The 23,789-nt window shown below is 33.7% G+C and carries 17 protein-coding genes and 1 pseudogene; 2 read left to right on the top strand and 16 right to left on the bottom strand.

What is annotated here, in order from left to right; all coding sequences use genetic code 11:
- Positions 1-66: 66 nt before the first annotated feature.
- The 8 genes from BMW37_RS06370 to BMW37_RS06335 all read right to left on the bottom strand — a co-directional run bounded on the left by BMW37_RS06370 (position 67) and on the right by BMW37_RS06335 (position 7,979).
- On the bottom strand, positions 67-942 hold the full coding sequence (locus tag BMW37_RS06370) for a helix-turn-helix transcriptional regulator (RefSeq protein WP_218139469.1): 876 nt from the start codon (positions 940-942) through the stop codon (positions 67-69).
- A gap of 192 nt (positions 943-1,134) precedes the next feature.
- Positions 1,135-2,100: a hypothetical protein gene (locus tag BMW37_RS06365; protein WP_143047600.1), complete on the bottom strand. Its 966-nt coding sequence runs from the start codon at positions 2,098-2,100 to the stop codon at positions 1,135-1,137.
- Between the two features lie 71 nt (positions 2,101-2,171).
- A complete protein-coding gene (gene clpA / locus BMW37_RS06360; RefSeq protein ID WP_093318734.1) occupies positions 2,172-4,481 on the bottom strand; it encodes an ATP-dependent Clp protease ATP-binding subunit ClpA in 2,310 nt (769 codons plus the stop codon).
- Between the two features lie 105 nt (positions 4,482-4,586).
- Complete coding sequence (gene clpS, locus BMW37_RS06355) at positions 4,587-4,931, bottom strand: ATP-dependent Clp protease adapter ClpS (protein ID WP_093318733.1); 345 nt, start codon at positions 4,929-4,931, stop codon at positions 4,587-4,589.
- Positions 4,932-4,995: 64 nt separating this feature from the next.
- Positions 4,996-5,433, bottom strand: a complete 438-nt coding sequence (gene fur, locus BMW37_RS06350) for a ferric iron uptake transcriptional regulator (RefSeq protein WP_093318732.1) — start codon at positions 5,431-5,433, stop codon at positions 4,996-4,998.
- A gap of 51 nt (positions 5,434-5,484) precedes the next feature.
- Entirely contained in the window at positions 5,485-6,288 is an 804-nt protein-coding gene (gene xthA, locus BMW37_RS06345) for an exodeoxyribonuclease III (protein ID WP_093318730.1), read from the bottom strand.
- A gap of 221 nt (positions 6,289-6,509) precedes the next feature.
- On the bottom strand, positions 6,510-7,256 hold the full coding sequence (locus BMW37_RS06340; protein ID WP_093318727.1) for a DUF6314 family protein: 747 nt from the start codon (positions 7,254-7,256) through the stop codon (positions 6,510-6,512).
- 207 nt (positions 7,257-7,463) lie between these two features.
- Entirely contained in the window at positions 7,464-7,979 is a 516-nt protein-coding gene (locus BMW37_RS06335; RefSeq protein WP_093318726.1) for a hypothetical protein, read from the bottom strand.
- 257 nt (positions 7,980-8,236) lie between these two features.
- Here BMW37_RS06335 and BMW37_RS06330 point away from each other — a divergent pair, with 257 nt between their 5' ends.
- Positions 8,237-8,959 carry a histidine phosphatase family protein gene (locus BMW37_RS06330; protein WP_093318724.1) on the top strand — a complete coding sequence of 241 codons (723 nt, stop codon included), beginning with the start codon at positions 8,237-8,239 and terminating at the stop codon, positions 8,957-8,959.
- A gap of 453 nt (positions 8,960-9,412) precedes the next feature.
- Here BMW37_RS06330 and BMW37_RS06325 read toward each other — a convergent pair whose 3' ends face one another.
- The 5 genes and pseudogenes from BMW37_RS06325 to BMW37_RS06305 all read right to left on the bottom strand — a co-directional run bounded on the left by BMW37_RS06325 (position 9,413) and on the right by BMW37_RS06305 (position 15,459).
- Positions 9,413-11,380 (bottom strand): bifunctional 2',3'-cyclic-nucleotide 2'-phosphodiesterase/3'-nucleotidase, encoded by a 1,968-nt coding sequence (locus BMW37_RS06325; RefSeq protein WP_245711034.1) that lies wholly within the window; start codon positions 11,378-11,380, stop codon positions 9,413-9,415.
- A 112-nt stretch (positions 11,381-11,492) separates the two neighbouring features.
- Entirely contained in the window at positions 11,493-11,903 is a 411-nt protein-coding gene (locus tag BMW37_RS06320) for a cytidine deaminase (protein WP_093318713.1), read from the bottom strand.
- 196 nt (positions 11,904-12,099) lie between these two features.
- Positions 12,100-13,401: a pyrimidine-nucleoside phosphorylase gene (locus tag BMW37_RS06315; protein WP_093318711.1), complete on the bottom strand. Its 1,302-nt coding sequence runs from the start codon at positions 13,399-13,401 to the stop codon at positions 12,100-12,102.
- Positions 13,402-13,488: 87 nt separating this feature from the next.
- The gene (locus BMW37_RS06310; protein WP_093318709.1) at positions 13,489-14,673 is read right to left on the bottom strand and encodes a NupC/NupG family nucleoside CNT transporter; all 1,185 of its coding nucleotides are present in this window, start codon (positions 14,671-14,673) and stop codon (positions 13,489-13,491) included.
- Positions 14,674-14,780: 107 nt separating this feature from the next.
- Positions 14,781-15,459, bottom strand: a pseudogene (locus BMW37_RS06305) (phosphorylase family protein).
- 1,082 nt (positions 15,460-16,541) lie between these two features.
- Between BMW37_RS06305 and deoC the strand changes: the two are divergent.
- Positions 16,542-17,207, top strand: a complete 666-nt coding sequence (gene deoC / locus BMW37_RS06300) for a deoxyribose-phosphate aldolase (protein WP_093318706.1) — start codon at positions 16,542-16,544, stop codon at positions 17,205-17,207.
- Between the two features lie 230 nt (positions 17,208-17,437).
- Here the strand turns inward: deoC and BMW37_RS06295 are convergent, their stop codons facing one another.
- The 3 genes from BMW37_RS06295 to BMW37_RS06285 all read right to left on the bottom strand — a co-directional run bounded on the left by BMW37_RS06295 (position 17,438) and on the right by BMW37_RS06285 (position 23,629).
- Positions 17,438-18,205 (bottom strand): hypothetical protein, encoded by a 768-nt coding sequence (locus BMW37_RS06295; RefSeq protein WP_093318703.1) that lies wholly within the window; start codon positions 18,203-18,205, stop codon positions 17,438-17,440.
- Between the two features lie 103 nt (positions 18,206-18,308).
- Positions 18,309-19,397 (bottom strand): methyl-accepting chemotaxis protein, encoded by a 1,089-nt coding sequence (locus tag BMW37_RS06290; RefSeq protein WP_093318700.1) that lies wholly within the window; start codon positions 19,395-19,397, stop codon positions 18,309-18,311.
- A 410-nt stretch (positions 19,398-19,807) separates the two neighbouring features.
- Entirely contained in the window at positions 19,808-23,629 is a 3,822-nt protein-coding gene (locus tag BMW37_RS06285; RefSeq protein ID WP_143047599.1) for a hypothetical protein, read from the bottom strand.
- Positions 23,630-23,789: the final 160 nt, after the last annotated feature.

The following is a 23,789-nucleotide window of genomic DNA, read 5'->3' as shown; positions in this document are numbered from 1 at the left end:
AACTCAAATAAGTAAAATTAATGTTGTTCTCTATTATATTGTTAAATTGATAAATAAGGCAAAAAATCACATAGGAGCGAGTACAAGTTCCATTTGATTTTGTATAAATTCAGCATTTTTTAACCATAGATGAAATTCTGGACCTTTAAGAGTGCCTTTTAGTGAACAATCCACATTCCAGAGTCTTAGCAGATAATCAGCATTTGCCTTGCGAACTTTTAATTTGCGTTCTGCTTTTACCATACAATAATCTAGTTCTATTGCTTCTTTATGGGTTATATTGGGATGTGGGGCAAGTACAAGCTCAATTGTTTCGTTCCAATTATGGTCAAATTCTTTAGATTCAAATTCATTAATACTATCTTCAATTACACATTCTGCTGATTTTATTCTAGTAATTACAAAATCACGAAATTCACCTCGTAATCTATCGAATCCCCGAACATGCCAACGTAGTCCATTATTAACGATTGTGTGAGGAATGATGACACGTTCTTGCTCACCACTACTTAATGAAATATAGCGAATTTTAATCGGCACGCCTTTATCAAATGATTCGGTAACTTTAGATAACACATCTAAATTAGGCTCATTAAAAAGGTAGGGTGTTTCAATTGGAAAATTGCTTTCAATAGTAGAATCCATACCATCGCCAAATCCATGTGAAATTGATGAAAGAATCTTGCTAACATGGTATTCAAACAAAGGTTTGAAATTAGGCCCTCTAACTTGCATTCTGAGTTTAGCATCATATGATAGATTTTCAGGAGCAAATTGCTTATAAAGAACAAAATCTTTCGTAACTTGAGTTGGATAGACATTAAACCGCCTACATATTTCTACACGATTAGTCTGTCCTTTAAACATAAGGGCAAAATCTATATAAGCAAGTCTTTCTCGAGTTGTCGGTGGAACAACTTCTAAAGTTGGATAATTACGCATATTTTTTATTTCCATGTGACATAAGTTAAATAAATCTAATAAGCTATCATGCTAAACACTATATTAGTAATAGACTTTAGAGTATATCATAACACTTAAGGTTCCTAATGTGTGTTAAGAAACTGCTAAGAGAATCACAATTTGCTCTATGAATTCTAATTTCTAATTTTTGATTTTTGAAGATTGAATCATTCAGTTGGTTACAATAGGTCTAGGTTCAAAAAATATTAATTCATCTTCTAAGACGCTTGATTGCTTAATATCATCGCTGATGAAAGTAAAAATTGATATGTTTTCTAGAGAGCTCTTATCAAGGGAATCATTGTAGTCCTCGTGATTCTTAATAGTTATTAATAAACTTTCAATTTCTTGCTTTAATTCATTAAAGCTATCCAGATTTGAAAGGTTTGCAGGAAATTGTCCTTGTAATTGTACGTATTTTTGCAATAACTGATGTAATTCTTTCCTATTCTCAAAATGAGATAAGTCGTATGATAGTTTATGAGAAACCACAAAGGGCGCGAAATTTTTAATTTGGGGGGCAGTCTCTTTTTCTTCAGATTTCTTGATTACATCAGCCCATTCAGTAAGATAGTACTTACGATAATCATCTAGTCTAAATATTTTTTTTAAGATTGCTTTATCTTGGTTTGCAAAAAGATACACTTCATCGGGTAATTTTTTATCTATTCCATAGTCATAATCTGCATTAATATAAAAGTTATTATAGATAAGTGCATCATCATAATATTCATACCCATTTATGATTACATTGTGCTTAACCTCAATTTCTTTAAGATTGTTACTATAGTACTGCTCTGTTAAAACATATGTTTCACCAGAGGGATTAAGTAATAATTTCTTTTTTTTAGTTGGAATAAGATAAAAATGAACGCTTTCGGAATCAATATCTGGATGAAAATCACCATCAAGAAAATTCATTTCATGCTCACCAAATGCTAGCTCAATTTCTAAAAATTGAAATGGTGAAATATTATGGCTCGTTCCATCAATACTAATTTGCATCGTATTATCAGTTGGATTATCGATAACAACTGTTGTGCTCGTTTTGTTTCTATCACATGCAGATAATGACACAATGCCAAGTAATATTAGCAATATATAAGTTATGCGTCTAAGTGATAAGGAAATTTTCATAAATAAGTATAATAAATTAGAGGGATATACAAAAAGTGCGTACAAACGCACGCACTTTGAAAAGGGTAAACTTAATCTGCTGATGGTGATTCTAACTCGTCATGGTGCTCGCCTTCTTGGTCGATAGCTTTTTTATTGCCAACAAATTCGAATTCCAATCCCTTTTGATCTGTTTTAAGATTAACTTTAACTGAGCCTCCATGAATCAATTGCCCAAATAATAATTCCCGCGCAAGTGGTTTTTTTAAGTATTCTTGAATCATTCGAGACATAGGTCTTGCGCCCATAGCTTTATCGTAACCCTTTACTGCCAGCCAACCACGAGCATCTTGTGCGACATCCATTGATACACCTTTCGAGTCTAATTGAGCTTGAAGTTCGACAATGAATTTATCAACCACTTGGCTAATCACATCAGGCGACAAGTGATTAAACCATATCACATTATCAAGACGGTTCCTAAATTCAGGCGTGAAGATTTTTTTGATCTCCTCCATACCATCAGGCATAAGATCTTGGTGAATTAAGCCAATTGTGCGCTTTTCTGTTTCACGCACACCAGCATTTGTTGTCATGACTAAAATTACATTTCTGAAATCGGCTTTTCGACCATTATTATCAGTCAATGTACCATTATCCATTACTTGCAATAAAATATTATAAACATCTGGATGAGCTTTTTCTATCTCATCAAGCAAAAGCACACTATGAGGGTGCTTAATAACTGCATCAGTCATCAAGCCACCTTGATCAAATCCAACATAACCTGGAGGTGCGCCTATTAGCCGGCTTACAGTATGACGTTCCATGTATTCAGACATATCAAATCTAAGTAATTCAATATTTAAGGCCTTAGATAACTGTACTGTAACTTCAGTTTTACCAACGCCGGTAGGTCCTGCAAATAAAAAAGCACCAACAGGTTTTTTCTCATTTCCAAGCCCAGCTCTATTCATTTGTATAGCATCAGCTAATACATCAATCGCTTCATCCTGACCAAAAACTAGCATTTTAAGACGATCGGGTAAATTTTTGAGAAGCTCTCTATCATCTGAATTGACAGTTTTTTCAGGAATACGAGCAATTTTAGCAACCACCACTTCAATATCAGTGACATTAACTGTTTTTTTACGTTTGCCAACAGGTAATAAGCGATGACGAGCACCAGCTTCATCTATAATGTCAATTGCTTTATCTGGTAAGTGCCTATCATTTAGATATTTTATAGACAGATCAACAGCAGCTTGTAACGCTTTTAATGTATAACGAACATCATGATGTGCTTCATATTTTGTTTTTAATCCTAATAAGATTTGATACGTTTCTTCTTTTGTAGGTTCAACAATATCAATTTTTTGGAAACGTCTTGTTAGGGCTCTCTCTTTTTCAAAAATAGTACTGAATTCTTGATAAGTGGTCGAGCCTATCACTCGCAACTTACCACTTGAAAGGGCAGGTTTAATTAGGTTCGCGACATCTACTTGACCTCCCGATGATGCACCGGCTCCTATTATTGTATGAATTTCATCAATAAATAAAATCGCATTTTCATCATTTTCTAACTGTTTTATAAGGGCTTTAAAACGTTTTTCGAAATCTCCCCTATATTTAGTTCCTGCTAATAAAGATCCTATATCTAAGCTATAGATTACTGCATCTTTAATTATATCAGGGACATTTCCTTGTGTAATTTGCCAAGCAAGGCCTTCAGCTATAGCTGTCTTACCTACACCAGACTCACCTACTAGCAATGGGTTATTTTTTCTACGACGGCATAATACTTGTATCGCGCGTTCAAGTTCTTTTTCACGTCCGATTAAAGGATCTATTCCACCTGCCTCTGCTATTTTATTTAAATTAGAACAAAAATTATCCATTTTATCTTCAGGACTTATGCCACTATTTGGATCATCTGCTTGGGATGGTGAATCTTGCTCATTTTCATTATTTTTAAGAAGACCATGAGAGACATAATTGACAATATCAAGTCTTGATACGTTATATTTTTTCAATAAATAGACTGCTTGGGATTCCTGTTCGCTAAATATCGCAATGAGCACATCAGCACCTGTTACATCTTTATTACCAGAAGATTGCACGTGGAATATGGCTCTTTGTAATACCCGTTGAAAACTCAATGTCGGCTGCATATCATGAGTAGAATCATCTTCAGCTATGATAGGCGTTGTTTGTTGAATGAATGCTGATAAATCTTCTCTCAAATAAGCAAAATTTAGTTTACATGCTTCTAGTGCTGCATGTGCCTCAGGGTTATCTAATAAGCAAAGCAATAAATGCTCTACAGTCACAAATTCGTGATTCCATTCCCTAGCTCTTGCAAAGGCAAGGTTTAAAGATACTTCTAATTCTTGATTAAGCATAATAGGCCTTGGTCTAATATTATTACGCCTTCATGTAGCGTAATTAGGGTTAAATGAGCGTAAGTTTAATTACTAAGCTAATCGATTGTAATCTACTTTTAATTGCTATGATTCGTCTTTTTCTAACTTACACATTAATGGGTGCTCATGTGAACGAGCGTATTCTGTAACTTGTGCAACCTTAGACTCAGCAATTTCAGCAGTATAAACACCACAAATTGCACTCCCTTCAAGATGAACTTTCATCATAATATCATACGCAATATCTTCACTATGGTGAAAAAAATGAGTAAGGACATCAACAACGAAATCCATGGGGGTAAAATCATCATTGAGTAATAACACTCTATATTTTTCTGGTGGCGCAGGGGTTGCATTAGGTGTTTCTTTCTCTAAAACAAGAAGGTTATCATCAAAATCAGGTATAAATTTCTTTATTAAATCATTCATAAGTTAGCTCAAACAGTAAGTAAATATGTTGGTAGTTGCAATCAATAAATAAATTTAATTTGGTTTAACCTGTATTTACCTTCCCGTCACAGGATTCTTTTTGGCAGTGACCGTAGAGATACATGCTATGATTTGATAAAGCTATCTGATTTCTATCCCCAATAGCACGCTGCAGTGCTTCTATTTCTTTATCTCGAAATTCTGTTACTTTACCACAATCCAAACAAATTAAGTGGTCATGATGGGTTTGCTGTGTTAATTCAAACACTGCACGGCCACCTTCAAAATTATGCCTCAGTACAATTCCTGCATCTTCAAACTGATTCAGGACACGATAGACTGTAGCTAATCCTATTTCATCATTGGTTTCAAGTAGTTTTTTATATAAATCTTCTGCACTAACATGTTGAAAATTTGGATGTTGTAGTAACTCTAATATTTTTAATCTTGGTAATGTGACTTTTAAACCAGCATTACGAAGTGCCTTATCATTGTTAGTCATCTTTGTGCCTGTTTCATCTGTATTTGTAAAAAAATAATGGTCTAAAGTGTATTACTTAAATCTTGCCCATACGGGTGCATGATCAGACGGTTTATCCATCGATCTTAATTCATAGTCTATACCAACTTCAGCCAAATGTGCAGTCAAAGCATTGGTGGCAAGCAAGTAATCAATTCTAAGTCCTCTATTATCATCAAATCCTTTAGAACGATAATCAAACCATGAATATTGGTTATCTTGTTCAGGATGAATAATACGGTGGCAATCTTTCAAACCCCAGTTTTTAAGCTGATTTAGCCATTCTCTTTCTTCAGGTAAGAAAGAACATTTTCCTGTGCGAAGCCAACGTTTTCGATTTTCTTCGCCAATCCCGATATCAATATCTTCTGGGCTGATATTAAAATCCCCCATAATGACTAATTTTTCTTCTGGTGAACAGTGTTTATCTAAGTAAGACATCAAATCGCGATAAAATTTTTCCTTCGCAGGAAATTTAGTCTCATGTAAGCGACTTTCTCCCTGGGGGAAATATCCATTTAAAACCTTAATTTTACCTATTGGTGAGTCGTATTGAGCCATAATCATACGCCTTTGAGCTTCATCATCATCGCTAGGAAACCCTTTTTGAATATTCATAGGAGGCAGTTTACTTAACATTGCTACACCATAATGTGCCTTTTGCCCGTGAAAAATAACATGATAACCCAATGCTTCTATTTCTTCTTTTGGAAACAAATCATCATGAACTTTGGTCTCTTGTAGACCAATTATATCTGGTGCTTGTGTGGCAATAAGCTCACTAAGCTGATGTAATCTTGCTCTTATGCTGTTAATATTAAAAGAAACTATTTTCATAAGTGGGTGCCTGTAATTTTATCTTAGCGTAAATTTGTTAAACCTGATGTAAAATTTATGGAACAAAATTTAACTATCATTAGTAGATTGAGATTGTTAGATTGATTCTATACTAGCATTGTAGCAAATTGCAGCCAAAAGGGCACCTATGAATCTATTAATTATTAGATTTTAAGATTTAAATCGATAGTAATAGTTGGGAATTAAAGTTATTAATTCAGTTACATTCCATTTAGTTTATAGAAAATAGTATAAGTTGTGTATTCTTTAGTTGGTCCTTTAACTTCAGCTTGTTTCACAAAACAATCAAATGAACGATCTTTTTTATCAAAAAGAGCGCAAAGATCACCACGGTAACAAGATAATTTCTCTAGTGCTTGGCTTGATAATTGATTGATATTAGCATTATGGTAATGATCTAATGCTGCGTTTAATGTAACAAATAAATTCTGAGTTATTTGATTATAGAGAGTAATATCATAATTATCATTGCCACAGATATGACGTTTTGCATTTGTTTTCGGAAGGTCGTTCAAAGCGCATAAATCAAAACTACAAAATTGCTTACTTGTAAGATTATAGTGATTGAGTGTGGCTTGTTCATCTAAATTAACTAAGGGGTTTGATTGATGCGTGCCATTAAAGCGATTATTCGGAAAATCAATAAATAGGCGAGTGTCAGTTAACCTATAGATATAGGTTTGGTTTGCCTTTAAAGCAATATCTAAATATTTTAAATGTTCTTCATAAAAGAGACTAAATTCATTCACATCAGAATCTGGTGTCATCTTCGCAAACGATCCTTTTCCACTTAAAATCCTGATATAAGAAAATTCACTATGTTCATTTTTACTATCAATAAACAGCTTAGTATTTTGAGTTGGTCGCGATAACTTATCTAAAATAATTCTGATAATATTCCAATCACCATTAAGTGAATTTATGTTAAATTTAAAATCATTTCGCATTTATAGATTATCCCCAATCTAAAATCTTAAAATGTAGCGAACTTAAAAGATTGATTAAAAAACACAAGTTGTTGTTAGCTATAAATTTGCTAGTCTAAGGTCTAGGTTAGTTTCAGTATTGCAACTTATTAAAAACAGTTAAGTTAAAATACGCAGAGGTAACCTATTTATTCGATTCGACCGTTATCTTACGCATCAGCGCTATCCTTAATTAGGTATTATGATAATACTGTAATCAACACCAGCACGAACAGCACTTATTCGCCAAATTTGGTTTTCACTGAGTAAATTGGTAGAGTAAGAGTGGTTTTCATTTAACTTACTAATTAATTGATCAGAACCAAACAAAAAACGCGCAACATTTTTCGCAATTATATTGTTTTCTGCATTAGCCGTATAAAGTTCACTTGTATTCGCTTTAGGAAGAGTCCATTTGATTGCTAATTTATCTTGATTAGCAATAATTTGAAATGGGGCAAGTGAATGAGCCTGGAATTGGAAATGTTCTGTTGCTATCTCACCATTTATTGCTCTATATGAGCTAATAGGTAACTTGCCACTTGATTTCACTAGTTGCTGTAAAAAGGCAGGGTTAACTAGTATAGTACGCTCGGTATGTTGAAAATTTAGTGCCGGCTGGTTAGGCGCACTTTGAACTGTAAAAACACTCAACAAAATCAAGCTATAAAAAATAGAGCAAAAAAAACGACAAAAATGATACATTCAACACATCCTGTGAGTTTAGACTAATTATATAACCAGTTATAAGGAATAACTTGTCAAACAATTAGAATCAGTATAAATTCTGCTCTAAGATAGTCTAACAAATCAATTTTCATTCATTATAAAACGCTATAACAAGCAGATCAATTAATTACCCATCTATGCACTTTGGTAGCAACGTAAATTTATTATTTATATAGATATAAATAATAAAAACAAGTTTTTATGGGGTTTATTTTATAATAAGGCAAATAGACATGAACAGGCACATTAATGAGCAATCAACCAAAGTGATATTTTGGATTGTTAGACACGGCAAAACAATGTTTAATTTAACATCACGCGTTCAAGGTTGGTCTGATACCCCTTTAATCAAAGAAGGTGAAGCGGTAGTGCGTAACCTTAGCCAAGGTCTAAAATCTATTAATTTTGATGCAGCATATAGTTCAGATAGTGGTAGGGCACGCCAGACACTAAAAATATTACTCGAAAATCAACCTCATTTAAACGGACGCTTCATTGAAGATTGGAGACTACGAGAGCTTAATTTCGGTATTTTTGAAGGTGAAAAAGATGCCGTTATGAAAGATGAAATTGCCAAATTAATTAATCAAAGCCCATTGGAACGTCAAGAGAGCTCTAAGCCCTCTATATTTGCTGATAAGGTCGCTGAACTCTCGCTACAACAGCAGGGAGATAGTTCAAGTTGGCCTGCCGAAAATTATTATACACTGACAAATAGACTCAAATCAGCCTTACTAGATATTACCAATCAACATGCAAAACTTGGTAGTAACATCACGCCTAATATCCTAATAGTCTCTCATGGTGTCGCAATTTGGGCTCTCTGGGAGATGATAGATGAATTGAGAGGCTATCAAGGTGGTGGCATACAAAATGCGAGTATAATGAAAATTCGAGTGCTGGAAGATGATACATTTGAACTCATTATTGCGAATGATATGAGCTATTTAAATTGATTTTTTTCAGCATACAAATCAAGTAACTATTGCGATAACTAACCCTGCCTAATTTGGACAAGTTAATACGAACATCAACTCTTTATTGGGTAAACTGAATTAAGCAGGATAACAAAAACAAATTTTTCAAAAGAGAAATCTCTGTATTTTCTAGGTTTACCATTATTATGTGAAAGTTAGATAATTTTTAAATCGATAAAATCAAAAAGATAATAAATCTAAATCTGAACTATTAGATTTTGTTGATTGAATATTAGACAATGAGTAACAGTTAAACTAAATTTATATCAACATAACCATTTAATGGTTGCTCATGCCGTTACTTACCAAAGCCACTTTACTGTCTGAGCTAGGCATAAATGCTTAGTATGACATGGTTTTTTTATATAAATACTAAAGAAAAAAACTTCCCTTAGGTAAAGAATTATATCGTTTTGAGTCTAATCCTAATCCCTACTTCTTAGATTGAAGATCTAAGCGGTAGATTTCAATGCCTTCAGGATCTCTTTTGAGCGAAATAAGATTCACTTTCGCACCTGATTTAATATAATTATGGGCTTTATCATGGCCAGCAGTCCCAAAACGAATATCTAACGTTTTGTCACTGACAATAGGCCGTAAACGCCAATTATTGTCGGCTTGTATATCAATTTGGCCCTCTAAAGCTGAAACTTCTGTGATGTAGCTCGCCAAAATCGCTCTATTTTCATCTGGCGCAGCGATAACAACTTTATCAGACCCTGTACCTGCAAATTTACCTCCAAATCCTCTATAATTATTTGTCACAACGTAAAACAGGTCAGACTTAACAATAGGTTTTCCTTCAAATGTTAAATTAACAATTCTTGAAACATCAGGATTGATAAGATTACAATCCCCATCATACCTAGCCGGTTGCGTAATATCGATTTCATAAGACACTCCGTCTATCACATCAAAGTTATAGCTTCTAAAATCATTAAAATTGATTAATTCTTGAGGGTTATCGTTCTCAATATCGATTTGATTAAATTGGCCAGCAGAACATTCAAGCCATTGCTGTACTTCTTCACCTGTGATTTTGACTACAGTTAACGTATTAGGATAGAGATAGAGATCCGCTGCATTTCTATAGGTTAATTCACCCTTATCAACTTCAGTGTAGCTTACAGCATAACTATCACGCCCCCCCGCTTTAAATGGAGCTGCTGCTGATAAGATGGGAAGTTTTTCAAGACTCCCGTCTTTATCTAATACATTTTGTACATAAGTTATCTGAGCTTGATTGACAATTTGAATTGTAGGGGAATCTTGTATTAAAGCTAAGTATCCATAAAGATTATTTTTAGATTTTCCAATTGGTTGATTCACATAATGTTGAGTAGCATCATGTGCAGTAGATAATAAGTTAATTAATTCAATATCTGCTTCAACTAATGCTGATTTTGACGTTGCATCAAATATAGGTCGACTTTTTGCGTGTGCTTGTACTACTGACCAATTCCCGTTTTGATTATCAAGTGTAATATCGATGACACCTAAATGATCGCCCCAAAAGCCTGGCATCACGGTAGGGGTCCCATTAATAAGACCGTTATTGATATCAACATGTGGTAATCCATCAAATTTAGAACTTGGGAATACTGAATGTGAGTGCCCTGTAATAATTGCATCAATATTAGGTACTTCACTTAGATAAAAACCAGCATTTTCCATGCCATTAACATATCCTGATGCATCAATACCACTATGATTAATTGCTATTATTAAATCAGCACCTTGAGCTTTCATTTTAGGTACCCATTTTTTCGCAGAAGTAATAATATCTTCTGTTACCACTTTACCGTCTAGATGTTGTTTATCCCATATTGTGATTTTTGGTGCAATAAACCCAATATAACCAATATTTAGTGTGACAGTGTCACCTTTGATGGTTTTGACAGGCGTTGGAATAATAGTGTAGGGTGTGAAATACGGGGCATTGGTTTGTGCATCTAAAATATTTGCGTTGACATAAGGGAAATTTGCACCTTTTAATACCTGGTTTAAAAATGGCAATCCATAGTTAAATTCATGATTACCAAGTGTTGCGACTGTGTAGTCTAAAGAGTTCATTGCAAGCATAACAGGATGAAGTTCTTCATCAGTAAGCCCTTTACTTGCAATATAATCTCCTAGGGGACTACCTTGTATTAAATCACCATTATCAATCAATACGGTATTTTCAGTTTCCAGTCTAGCTTGCTTAATCAAGCTTGCTGTGCGGGTTAAACCAAACTTTTCTGTTGGCTCTAAACGATAATAATCATAATCCATCATGTTGGCATGAATATCTGAGGTCGCAAGAACTCTTAATTTAATGACATCAGCAGTCGCAAGTTTAGTCATACATCCACCTAATGCAATCAAAAAACAGATAAATTTAACAGGTTTTATTAGCATGTTAGCCGCCATTACGTTTGATATAATACATGACTTCTAAGGTTAATGATTAAGTAAAACGCAAAAAGGTTGAAAATGATTAAGGCTTATTTTTAATAAGCCTTCAGTAAGTTTATAAAAGATCATTAGGACCAAATGAATTAGGAAGAAGGGTGCTTATCGTTGTTTTATGAGTATCACCTTTTAAATTAGCTAAAATAATTGGCATATCTTTATCACAAAACTCCCTAATGACTTGACGACATGCTCCGCATGGCGCAATAGGTTCGGGTGTATCCCCCACAATGGCCATAGCTTTAAATGTTACTTTACCTTCTGATACAGCTTTAAAAAGAGCGGTACGTTCAGCACAATTTGTGAGTCCATAAGACGCATTTTCGATGTTACATCCTCGAATGATTTCACCTGTGTCTGTTAATAAAGCAGCGCCAACTTGAAATTTAGAATAAGGTGCATAAGCGCGCTTCATGCCATTTATTGCTTCTTTAATTAATACTTCAAATTCAATTGTTTCATTTGACATTTAGAGACCTCAGTGTTCTTTTAAAATATATAAAATTAATAATAACCTGTCCGTGTGACTATAACATCTGTATTACTTACCAAAAATCAATTTCTTTATTAAATAATCAGCCATAAATACGTGACTCTCTTAACAGCTTTGCAATAAGCTTCTTTTGCTTCCCTTTAAAACTAATCTATTTATATCATGTAGATGTTTATTGGGTAATGATCTGATAGATTAATTTAGGTGCAGGTACTTTTTCTCCAATTTCAATGCATGCATAGAGTTTTTCCATAACTTTAGTGACCTCAGATTGATTCGCATAAATAGTAACCAATGATTCCCCAATTTCAACATGATCCCCTACTTTTTTTCTAAGTATTAATCCAACACCAAGATCCACTTCATCTTCTTTTGTTGCTCTACCAGCACCTAACCACATAGCAGCAATTCCAACTTCATCAGCTATAATGTTTCGAACGTAGCCGCTTGCTTTTGCTGGAACTTCTATTTTATAAGAAGCTTGGGGTAGATTCTCAGGATGATCAATAATTGAGGCATCCCCACCTTGGCTAGTTAGGAAAAGTCTAAATTTCTCTAAGGCTTTGCCATTATTAATTACTTCAAGTAATATTTTTCGTGCATCTTCTAAGGAGTTTGCTTTTTTAGCAAGCATAACCATTTGGCTGCCAAGCACTAGACTGAGCTCCATCAAATCTGCAGGACCTTTTCCTCTTAATGTATCAATTGCTTCTTGCATTTCAAGTGCATTGCCAATTGCATATCCAAGTGGTTGTGACATATCAGAGATCACAGCCATGGTATTTCTTCCAACATTGTTGCCAATTCGAACCATTGCTTTTGCAAGTTCAACCGATTCTTCTTCTGTTTTCATAAATGCACCAGCGCCAGTTTTGACATCAAGCACGATGGCATCAGACCCTGCTGCAATTTTTTTACTCATAATAGAACTTGCAATTAATGGGATTGAATTAACTGTACCTGTGACATCTCTTAGGGCATATAATTTTTTATCAGCAGGAGTTAAATTACCTGATTGACCAATAACTGCAACCTTATTTGTATTGACTAAGTTAATAAATTCCTCTTTAGAAATTTCCAAATGAAATCCTTTAGCCGATTCTAGTTTATCTAAAGTACCGCCTGTATGACCTAGACCTCTACCTGACATCTTAGCTACCGGAATATCAAGCGCAGCAACTAAAGGAGCAAGTACTAAAGTAGTTGTATCACCTACGCCACCTGTAGAATGTTTATCAACTTTTATGCCCTCTATAGCAGATAAATCAATTGTTTCTCCAGAATTGACCATTGCCATTGTTAAGTCCGCTCTTTCTTGGTCATTCATATCTTGAAAGAAAATAGCCATTAGAAGTGCACTTGCTTGATAATCAGGGATATTACCTTTAGTATAGCCATCTATAAAGTACTGTATTTCTTCTCTAGATAATGCTAGCCCTGCAGTTTTTTTAGTTATTAAATCAACAATTCTCATAATATACTCCTAAAAAAATGAAAATATGCACCAAGTTAAAAATTAATATTTAACGATAAATAGTTGAAGTGTTAATGTGCTTCATAATTAACTAACAAATACTAATCCAACTATTGTTGCGCTTAAAAAACTTACTAATGATGCACCATAAAGTAATTTTAAACCAAAACGACTCACAATATTTCCTTTTTCTTCATTCAGTGCTTTGACTGCGCCACTAATAATGCCTATTGACGAAAAATTGGCAAAAGAAACTAAAAATACTGAAATAATAGCTAATGTTCTAGGGCTATACTCTGTAGTGCTGCTTCTTAGCATTTCCATTGCAACAAACTCATTAGTAATTAATTTTGTCGCCATAATACTCCCCGCATCAATACTTTCATTTACTGGGATACCAACTAAGTAAGCAAGCGGGGAAAATAGATAGCCTAAAAATTTAGAAAAACCTATATTAAAAATAGTCTCAAAAATTGCATCAAACATTGACATCAAGGCAATAAATCCAACTAGCATGGCACCTACAATAATCGCGACTTTAAAGCCGTCTAATATATATTCACCTAGCATCTCAAAAAAACCTTGTTTTTGTTTTACAACAGTTAAAACATCCTCTTGCTTAGAAATTTCATAAGGATTGATAATAGATGCGATGATAAACCCACCAAATAGATTTAAAACAATCGCGATTACAACATATCTCGGTTCTAATAAATTCATATAAGCCCCGACAATAGACATTGAAATAGTAGACATGGCAGAAGTACAGAGCGTGTAAAGGCGTTTTTCATTTAGCATTCCAAGTTGGTTTTTTAAAGAAATAAACACCTCTGATTGTCCTAAAATGGCTGATGCAACAGCATTATAGGATTCAAGTCTTCCCATTCCATTAATTTTACTTAACCCAAGCCCAATGTATTTGATTATGAATCCTAGTATATTAAAATGCTGCAAAATACCGATTAAAGCAGAGATAAATACAATTGGCATCAGTACCATTAAGAAAAATGAGAATTGACCTTCAAGTAAAAAACCGCCAAATACAAAATTGATCCCATCTGCCGCATAGGTGAGTAATTTTTCAAATGCACCTGCAAAGCCACCAATTAAAAAATTACCAATTGAGGTATTCATCAAAATAATCGCGAGGATAAATTGAAGAATTATCATGGTTAAAATAGGTCTGATGCGAATAGATTTTTTATCATTACTGACTAAAAATGCGAGCAATAATATGACAGTAATGGAAATCAGGCCAATTAAATATTTCATGCTAAACTCCTGTATTACCTATTTAAATAAAAGAAATTCAAAAAACGATCTAACTTGTTTTTCTTAGACTAGAGGCTAGAGACTAGAGTATTATGCTTACTAACTTTTTACTCGTTAATTTTCGTATATTCTCTAACAATAGATTCAAGTGAATTTTTAATCATGCCATTAAAAGTAGTTTCATATTCTACGGCTATTGTTTGCGTATTAGTGCGAATATGATCTGATACTGTCAATATTGCCATAACTCTGGCACTAAACTCAGCTGCTACAGCTTAAATACCAACTGTTTCCATTCCCACTCCTAAAATGTCCTATTTTTCAATTGCATCAAACATATTAGGATCTGTGGTGTAAAATAGAACAGCAGAAAAATATTTCCTATTTTAATTGTAATGGACTTAGCTTTTGCAGCAGCGACTGGATGAGTTACTATTTCAAAATCAGCAATAGCAGCAAAATCGTTATCTTTAAAGCGAATACTATTTACTCTTGAATCGGTGCACCCAACTAATCCTATAATTACACCCGGTATGTTTATATCAGAGCGAACTGCACCATAAGCGCTAACATGAATGATTTGTTTTACACCAAATTCAGTAATAAGTCCTTAAACATAGGTTGAACAAGGCGGTATACCCATCTCGTGCTCCATAACAAAAATAGGAACATCCTTATATAGACCAATAAATCTAAGCATACCTCTTACATCAGTTACTTATTTATGATGTGAGTAGTTAAAAAATTTTCAGCGAAATATTGAGCTGACAAAGAGTCACTAGGCATTAAAACAACTTAAGCAAAATCACCTTTTTGTACATTATTGTGAGCAGTTTACATAGATAGATTCCTTTATTCATGGAATGAAAGATTAATATACTATTTTATGTTCGGTGAAGCATGAGTTAGTCAACTAATTAACATTTAAGTGATCTTAATGTTATTATTATAACAAATGGCGTAGATGTGTTTTGTGATCCTTCTCACTTTAGCGATAAATAAACTAAATATTATGTTTTAAAAAGATCATTTATGTTAATTATGAAACATAGAAGGGCTTTTGTGTGAATGGTCTTCCTGTGAAAATTAAATGATAAAGATTAAATCAGCTATAAATCAATGTGTTAAATTATTAAGGTGGAAGGCTAAAATTCGACTCTTTTAGATAAAGCGCTGAGAATTTATTAGGTTAAAAATCAATGTAACGATTAAAAAAAATCACCGAAACCAATATGTGCCAATAGCGTAACTAGTTATGCTATTGGGATATTTCTTGGACACACTCATTAAAGGTGAATATTTCCAAGTTTATTGAGTTGCTAGAAACTTAAAGCCGTCATGTCACATATAGGGAGAACGATGAAATTGCATCAGTTAATTCAGTATGGTTATCCGCTCAATTAATTGAAAATATTGTAATAAATAACTAATAACAATAATAAATCAACTCTGTACTCTGATAATGGTAGCCACATGATAGCGTACACAATATATGCTAAATTAAAGTAGCTTTGGCACAAAGCTTCCTATAGTAGTTCTATTGTAAGTAATGGTAATGCATTATCTTTAATGTAACTGTTGAAATCCTTTTTTGTATGAATCCCTTCATTTTAATGATAAACGAGATAAAATTAATGTTTTAATTAGATCATATATGTTAATATTGCAACATTAATTAGACTCTTGGAGCTTATTTTTCTGTTAAAATTAAACTTCAAAAGTTAAAGACTCTATAAATAAAAGCGTTGAATTGGTTAGATAGAACAATGAAATTCAACGCTCTTTTTTGAATGCCTTCTTTATTTAAGACTCTAAACTAATTCTAATGAGTTATTTAAAATATTATTAATGAGAATGAGGACGTACAAATGAATTATGCAAGCTATATCGACCATACGTTATTAGCAATGGATGCGACAATAGACAAAATTAAACAAACTTGCGAGGAAGCAAAAAAATATCATTTTTACTCAGTATGCGTTAACTCATGTTACGTACCTTTAGTAAAAGAAACACTTAGTGGTAGCGATGTAAAAGTCTGTTCAGTGGTAGGGTTCCCTTTAGGTGCTATGCTTACACGGGCTAAAGCATTTGAGGCACAACTTGCTGTTGAATTAGGTGCAGAGGAAATTGATATGGTCATAAATGTTGGCTGGCTTAAAAGCGGTATGCTCCAAGATGTATATGATGATATTCAAGCGGTCAAAGAAGCTTGTAATAACGTTCCTTTAAAAGTGATATTAGAAACCTGTTTACTAACAAAAGAAGAAATAAAATTAGTTTGTGAAATGTGTGTGAAGCTTGACGTTGCATTTGTTAAAACATCAACAGGATTTAGTCATTCCGGAGCAACTGTTGAAGATGTTATGCTCATGCGCAAAACAGTAGGGCCTCTTATGGGAGTAAAGGCATCAGGAGGCGTTAGGTCAGGTGAGACAGCAACTCAAATGATTCAAGCAGGAGCTACAAGAATCGGTACTAGTTCGGGTATTGCAATTATTGATGGAAATGCTACAGCAGCTACAAATTATTGATATTACTTTACATTCCTATTTAATATTTTTTTCACGTTTAAAACCTCCCTATCAATGGGAGGGATATAAAGTATATTGGATAAATTCAGCTCGAAATGCCACAATTGAAGAAAATACTCAGTCAGTTTTTAGCTAATTTCGTATAAATATATAAGAGAAATAAAGGTTAACTTTGGCTATTAAATCTAAATCTTCACTCGGCTTGTGTTAAAAAACAGACTATTTTTTCATCATCCATTACGCTTAAAATAAGCTCTTGCTTTTTTTAATCTAAGAATCAATTTTTTATTTTGTGCATGTTTATAATGGTGTGGTTGCCAATTACTCATTAATGTTGATATTTTAGCTTCTTGTTTTTCAATAATGTCTTTTCTATTTCTCTCATATCCCCAAATTAAATATTCTATATTGACACTAATAGATTGATATAAATCGCAAGCATTGATGAAAATTGATTCAGCCTCCTCAGTTTTTTCCATTGCTGTATAACAGTTGGCAGCTAAAATAGCATAATCTTCAGCATAAGTGCCTGCATCTTGTGACTCAATCGATTGTAGATAAGACAAAGCCTGAGCAAATCGGCCTGCTTCGAAAAATGCTTGAGAGGCATTTAAAGTAAATTTAACTTTGTCACTAAAAGGATCGTTTAAACATTCTAGGTACGCAGATGCAGCTTTTAGGGGCTCTCCAACTGCTAAATAAGCTTCAGCAAGACGTTCATGATTTTCTGGGGTTGCGGAGTATTGGTATTGCTTGAGTGCTTCTTTTAGCTCTTTTTGCGGATCGAGTAGCTTTGTAATACCTGAAGCAGTTTTTGAAAATGCTTCATTAGATTGTAAATCATGTCGATAAACAGCTAAAAAATAGGCAAGAGAGCCTAAACCAGGAAATGCAAGTAGGATGTAAATCCAAAATGTGTTTTGTTGAGTTCTTGTAGCATGCATTGAAAAAAAAAGAGAAATTGCAGCATGTATTGCTAACCCGATGGTATATATCATGAAACAACCTTAATTTGTCACGTTATCATAAAATAAAGGCTTGTAGTTATTACATAAAAAGATCATGACTATTATTGGTTTGCTATTATTAACCTGATAATTGCTAAATTGAAATAGCCATCTTCTCTAAGCATTTTAACACATCCATACTATGTGTTTCCATTAAAGATATATCCTTTATACCTTCAGCAATCAATCCTTGATGATATTTCTCTACTGCTGCTTTTCCAAATTTATGTACATCAGCATGAGGCTTTTCCATTTGTGCATAGCCATCTAATTTAGCAAAATAGCGTTTACCCTCGCCATCATAGTACCATTTACCTAAGCGGCACATTGTATGATTCGCAAATTCTCCTTCAGTTTTTTTTGAAACACCAAAAAATACTTTATAAACTTCAAACTTAAATACTAAGTGGTCTATTTTTGCAAGTTCAGTGAAACTTCGCAGTGCTGTGCTGGCAATTGCTTCTTCCATATGATGAAATAGAGTCAATACTTGTTCTATATTGCTTTTAGTAAGCTCACCTTGTTGTGCTGATTGCGTTGCATTTGTAGATAATACAGAAATACCGTCTAAAGCATTATGTGTATCCGTTTGAATTTCTTTTACTAATAAGTTTATATCTGCAGCTGCTATTCTAGAGCGTTCAGCTAGACTTCTAACTTCACCTGCAACAACAGCAAATCCGCGTCCAGCACTGCCAGCTCTCGCAGCTTCAATCGCAGCGTTCAGAGCAAGTAAATTTGTTTGACTAGAAATTTGCTGAATTAATGAAATAATAGCGCCAATTTGTTCTGAACTACCCTTTAAGTTTTCAACAGTTAAAATGGTGTTTTTAGATTTATTTGCTAATTCAAGCAGGTCGTAACTCATTGTTTCTATTAATTGTCTACTGCTAGTTGACACTCCGTTTTGTTGTATTTCTTCTACTTTAATTTTTTCATTTACTAGGTTAGAACTTAATATATTCAATGTTTGTTGAGACAATCCCAGACTTTCTGCAAATTTAATTAGATTCAAATTTAGCTCATGGTTATTTTTTATAGTACTTTGCGAAGTGGTTAACTCAGCTTCTGCGGTATTTAAAGAAGATGTTAATTGATTGATTCTAGTCTCTAGATGCTTAATTTGTTTTAGTAATGAATGTTTGCTCTTAAAATACGGTGCTAACTGGGTTAAAAAAGTCATAATTGCCTCTGCTTATATATTAAAGAAATATAATATAACAATTAATTACCTAATGCATTATTTTTGCATTAATGGTTGCTTTTTTTGGTTACATTTTACACTTTTAAGTATTTAAGATTAAACTATAATGTTTTTAATTAATCTCATTTCATCATAACGCTGATTATATTAGTAGGTATCAACAAAAGAATGAGCAAAGAGTCTTACTTGCATTCAGCTAAAAAGTGTCTGTCAAGCATGCTTTAAATGTTGCTATTGTATTTATGTCGACAGATTACCTCTAGCAGCATAATAAAACGTTTGGCGCTAAAGGTTACCGTTAAGTTAAACGCTTGTTAGAGCAAATAGAAGGATGGCGGTATTAATCAAATAAACGGTTAGCAATCCCCCCTTAATGGGGGGGGAGTTGACTATTGATAGATAAGTCTAAGCCCTTTTATATATGAAGTGCTTGAACCAATAGCGCCTGTTGAGAAAAATATAATTCCGTATATTGGTGCTGTATTACGAATAATATCTGTTTGTGATTTTGACGTGCCAGAAGCATTGCCAACAAAGGTATGTAAGACGTTATCATTTGTATACCAGCTTAATGATCTAATAATAGTTGTATCATTTGGCCTTGCTGCATCGTAAGTCATATCTACTTTTAATCCAGAATTAACTTGTAATCGACTAAGTTCAAGATAACAACCATTTTGGCTAAATGCGCCACATTCTACGCCCGTACTTCCTCCTGAGAGAATAATGTTTTGGTTATTTCTTGCAGATGATAGCCAATAATCGCCCCATAATCTGATTTCAGGAGTTGAATTTGCATAAATTACAACAGCATGCTCTCGATAAAAAGAGGCAGCCCCAAGTAGATCACCTAAATTATAGTTATCAGCCCTCGCTACTTTGGTGACTGATAGTTTTTGATAGGTAAAAGTAATTGGTATGTTGTCTTGTTCTTCATAAACATAATAGGGAACAGTAAATACTCCATTACCAAGAGAGGTTACGTTTGGATGAGTTGTTGTCCATGTTCCATTTGATGTAATATCAATTATAGTACCACTTTCAAGCGTGCCTTTAGCCATTAAATAGGTGGGCGCTACGGTATTCATTTTCTCTGTACGAGGGAATATGATTTCAATATTTGTCACGGTTTCTACAACTGATTGAGCGACTTGAGTTGCGCCTGGACGCTCAAATTGATCGTTTGGTGTTACCTCGACAATTATGGTGTATCCAACTTTACTCGCATCAATAATAGGAGAATTAGGCACTAATCCGGATTGAATAATATCTCCTCTAGACCATTCAACTTGATTATTAGAAAAATCCTTATAAAACCACCTATAAGTTGATTTGTCGATTATGTTTAGCATTCCGTTAGGATCAAAGTCATACACAGCTTCTATTGATTGATTAATCATAGGTGTACCAATTAACCTTAGATTCCTAATATCGGCAGTAATTGATTGTACAATCACAGGTATACTGCTCGTCAATACTCCGTACTTAAAATTAACTTCTGAAGTAATTGGCATGCTGTTAAGTGATGAAATAAATACATTACCATTTGTTTCAATTAAAACATTAGGGTTTCCTGCAGACCAAGAACCTTTAGCACTCACATCAATGACTGACCCTAATGAATAGAGGGCTGATGCTGTTACTTTCTTGACACTTGTTTCACCAAGATTGAAACGTAATTCGTTAGGTGCAAGAGAAAGACTAACTAAATGTTCAATTTCCATTGATGTGATTGATTTTTCACCAGTAACACCAAATTGATCTGTTGGGATAACTTCTAATGTGATTGATGCGCCAGCATGAAAAGGTTCGATTTTAGGTGAAGGAGGTATGACCCCAGATTGTGAAATAGTACCATCGGACCAGAACATTTTTGATGAGCCAGGTAAAGTATAAAACCATGTATAAGTAGAATTATCTTCAAAATTTGGGAATAGGTTAGAATCAAATTCATATGTAGCCTCTAAAGTACCATTAATAATTGGACTACCTTTAATAATTAAATTCTGAATTGAAGGCTCAACAGGAGTAACTTTAACATTCACTTCACGTGTAAATTCATTGTAAATGAACATCACTTTACCTTGTATTGCTTCATTTTGATTAACTATAGATACACTACCATTCGAAGATACTAAAATGGAATTATTATCAGATTGCCAAATCCCGATACTAGTTAAATCTAGTTGAGAACCGTATTCGTAACTGGCGATAGCATTGATCTGTTTTGATTGCGACTCGTTTGCATTAAAAGTTAATTCTGATGGGGTAAGAATAAGCTCTATTAAACTTTCTACATTGCCTTCTATAGAAGATATTGGACCAGTGTCACCTACTTGATTAAAAGGTGTTACTTCTAAGCGAATTCTTTTTCCAGCAAATAAATGATCAATCGTTGAAACGGTAGAGATCATACCAGGGTCATTAACTTTCCCTTCATCAAACTTAATCCATTTGTTTTCTAAAGATAGGTAAAACCATTCATAAGTTGATTCATCTAAATTTTCGCTATTAAATTGTTCTAATAGATAAGAGGCTGTTATTTTTTTATTAATTAATATTGGCTCGTTAAAATGTAATTCATTTATAATAAGCGTATTTTTTCTAATGTTAAGTTTAACTAAAGCCTGTTGGCCAAGATAGCTAATTGTGATATTGACTGTTTTTTCCTCTGTTAACTCAGGATTAACAGTGACAAATCCATAAGAATCTATTGATACATCTTTATCATCAGATTGCCATTTATTGATATTGTGAGTAATGATATCCCCATTGGAATAATAAATCGTAGCTTTAAGCTGTAATGCATTGGTTTGATTAATTATATAATCAACCTCATTATAATTAGTCTCAATGCGCAAAACACCTATTACTTCTGAAGTAACAGAATTTGAACTGCCTATTCGATCATCTGTATCGCTAGGTATTATTTCAAGTTTTAAAGATTTACCTGCATACTCTTGCTTTAAATTTTTAAATTCTGGCGTTACTCCTGATTCAAGTATCGTACCAGTAATTAACGTATCCCATTTACCTGAATCATTTTCGATCTGCCAAATATAGGTCGAGTTATCAATAGAGTTTTTCTTACCACCATCATTAAATGTGTATTTTCCATAAACAGATTCATTTACTCTAGGTTGCATACTTAACGTCAAATTATCAATGCTAGGTGGGTAATAAAATTGATTATTAGGATCCTGTGAATCAATAGTATAGGGTTCACTTACAATTAACAAACCATCTTGTTTTTTAATCGCCATAGCAGTAACTTCAATGACACTTCCAATATCTGAATCAGTTAAAGGTGGGGAATAAGGGGAATTTTGAAAATCCGTGTTTGTTATCCGACCTAAGTTTTTTGTCGTCCCCTTAGGTCCCCACCAAAATCTCATTTCTAATTCATTTGAGCCAATTGAATCAGGTTCAATTTGATATTGTGCTTCAAGGGTACTTGATAAACTAAATTCACCATACATATATAGCGTTTTGATAATTGGCCTAGCAAAATTAGGTTTAATCTGTGTGTGAATAGGCAAGGGGATTTGTGTTATCTTTTCTCCTAAATTAGGTGCCGATTCTAGCAATGCTTGGCTTGTAGGTTTTTGTCCAAAAAAATAACTTATATCCCAAATTTTAGCTTGTGTTCCCTTATTTGGATTACCTGTTGCTGAAATGGGACTATAGGTAAATCCGATACGCTTATTAACAGCATTTTCAGGTATTTTTAACCTAGATGTGTATTGACTTAGCATGTTCGTGCTTGGTGGTAATATTGAATCAACGTCAGTTATTAAGGTCCAAATGAGATCATCAGGTGATACCACCGCATTCCATTCGGTATCTTTATTATCTAAAATATACCAATCTAAATTGTGAGTCTCTAATACGGAACATTTATCATTATCTTCATCACGCAGGTTGAAATAAGGTTGTAAATCTTCGTTAGCTTTAAACAGTTCTGGCGAACATAACGAGGAAGGAACTGCTAATATTATCCCTGGTGTCAGTGCTGGTGTTAAATCGGGAAAAAAAATGTATTGATTGTCTAAGTTAGCTTGTGCTGCAATTGACTGTATATACGGGGCATAACCTTTAATTTGTTTTGTTTTATTAGAACTTTCATTAGTCAGCTTTGCTGCTGCAGACATTGTGGTAAGTAACAGTAAAAGTAAAATCCATTTCTTATACATTAAATTTTTGAGAAACATGAGCATTCGCTCAAGTGGGATAGCTCTGCACAGTTATGCAGCCGTATTCTCATACTCCTTGTAAGTTGTTTGATTGCTATCGATTAGTGTTATGCGTAAAATGCAATAAAAGCGACAATTTGTTAACGAGTTGTCTATTATTAGCATTTATAATCAGATC

The sequence above is a fragment of the Thorsellia anophelis DSM 18579 genome (assembly GCF_900111395.1).
GTDB classification, from domain to species: Bacteria; Pseudomonadota; Gammaproteobacteria; order Enterobacterales; family Thorselliaceae; genus Thorsellia; species Thorsellia anophelis.
This window is presented reverse-complemented; position numbering and strand designations above follow the sequence as displayed.

Excerpts from the sequence above, each read along its gene's own strand:
- BMW37_RS06370 (WP_218139469.1), bottom strand. The coding sequence starts at position 942 with ATGCGTAATTATCCAACTTTAGAAGTTGTTCCACCGACAACTCGAGAA.
- BMW37_RS06365 (WP_143047600.1), bottom strand. The coding sequence starts at position 2,100 with ATGAAAATTTCCTTATCACTTAGACGCATAACTTATATATTGCTAATA.
- clpA (WP_093318734.1), bottom strand. The coding sequence starts at position 4,481 with ATGCTTAATCAAGAATTAGAAGTATCTTTAAACCTTGCCTTTGCAAGA.
- clpS (WP_093318733.1), bottom strand. The coding sequence starts at position 4,931 with ATGAATGATTTAATAAAGAAATTTATACCTGATTTTGATGATAACCTT.
- fur (WP_093318732.1), bottom strand. The coding sequence starts at position 5,433 with ATGACTAACAATGATAAGGCACTTCGTAATGCTGGTTTAAAAGTCACA.
- xthA (WP_093318730.1), bottom strand. The coding sequence starts at position 6,288 with ATGAAAATAGTTTCTTTTAATATTAACAGCATAAGAGCAAGATTACAT.
- BMW37_RS06340 (WP_093318727.1), bottom strand. The coding sequence starts at position 7,256 with ATGCGAAATGATTTTAAATTTAACATAAATTCACTTAATGGTGATTGG.
- BMW37_RS06335 (WP_093318726.1), bottom strand. The coding sequence starts at position 7,979 with ATGTATCATTTTTGTCGTTTTTTTTGCTCTATTTTTTATAGCTTGATT.
- BMW37_RS06330 (WP_093318724.1), top strand. The coding sequence starts at position 8,237 with ATGAACAGGCACATTAATGAGCAATCAACCAAAGTGATATTTTGGATT.
- BMW37_RS06325 (WP_245711034.1), bottom strand. The coding sequence starts at position 11,380 with ATGCTAATAAAACCTGTTAAATTTATCTGTTTTTTGATTGCATTAGGT.
- BMW37_RS06320 (WP_093318713.1), bottom strand. The coding sequence starts at position 11,903 with ATGTCAAATGAAACAATTGAATTTGAAGTATTAATTAAAGAAGCAATA.
- BMW37_RS06315 (WP_093318711.1), bottom strand. The coding sequence starts at position 13,401 with ATGAGAATTGTTGATTTAATAACTAAAAAAACTGCAGGGCTAGCATTA.
- BMW37_RS06310 (WP_093318709.1), bottom strand. The coding sequence starts at position 14,673 with ATGAAATATTTAATTGGCCTGATTTCCATTACTGTCATATTATTGCTC.
- deoC (WP_093318706.1), top strand. The coding sequence starts at position 16,542 with ATGAATTATGCAAGCTATATCGACCATACGTTATTAGCAATGGATGCG.
- BMW37_RS06295 (WP_093318703.1), bottom strand. The coding sequence starts at position 18,205 with ATGATATATACCATCGGGTTAGCAATACATGCTGCAATTTCTCTTTTT.
- BMW37_RS06290 (WP_093318700.1), bottom strand. The coding sequence starts at position 19,397 with ATGACTTTTTTAACCCAGTTAGCACCGTATTTTAAGAGCAAACATTCA.
- BMW37_RS06285 (WP_143047599.1), bottom strand. The coding sequence starts at position 23,629 with ATGTTTCTCAAAAATTTAATGTATAAGAAATGGATTTTACTTTTACTG.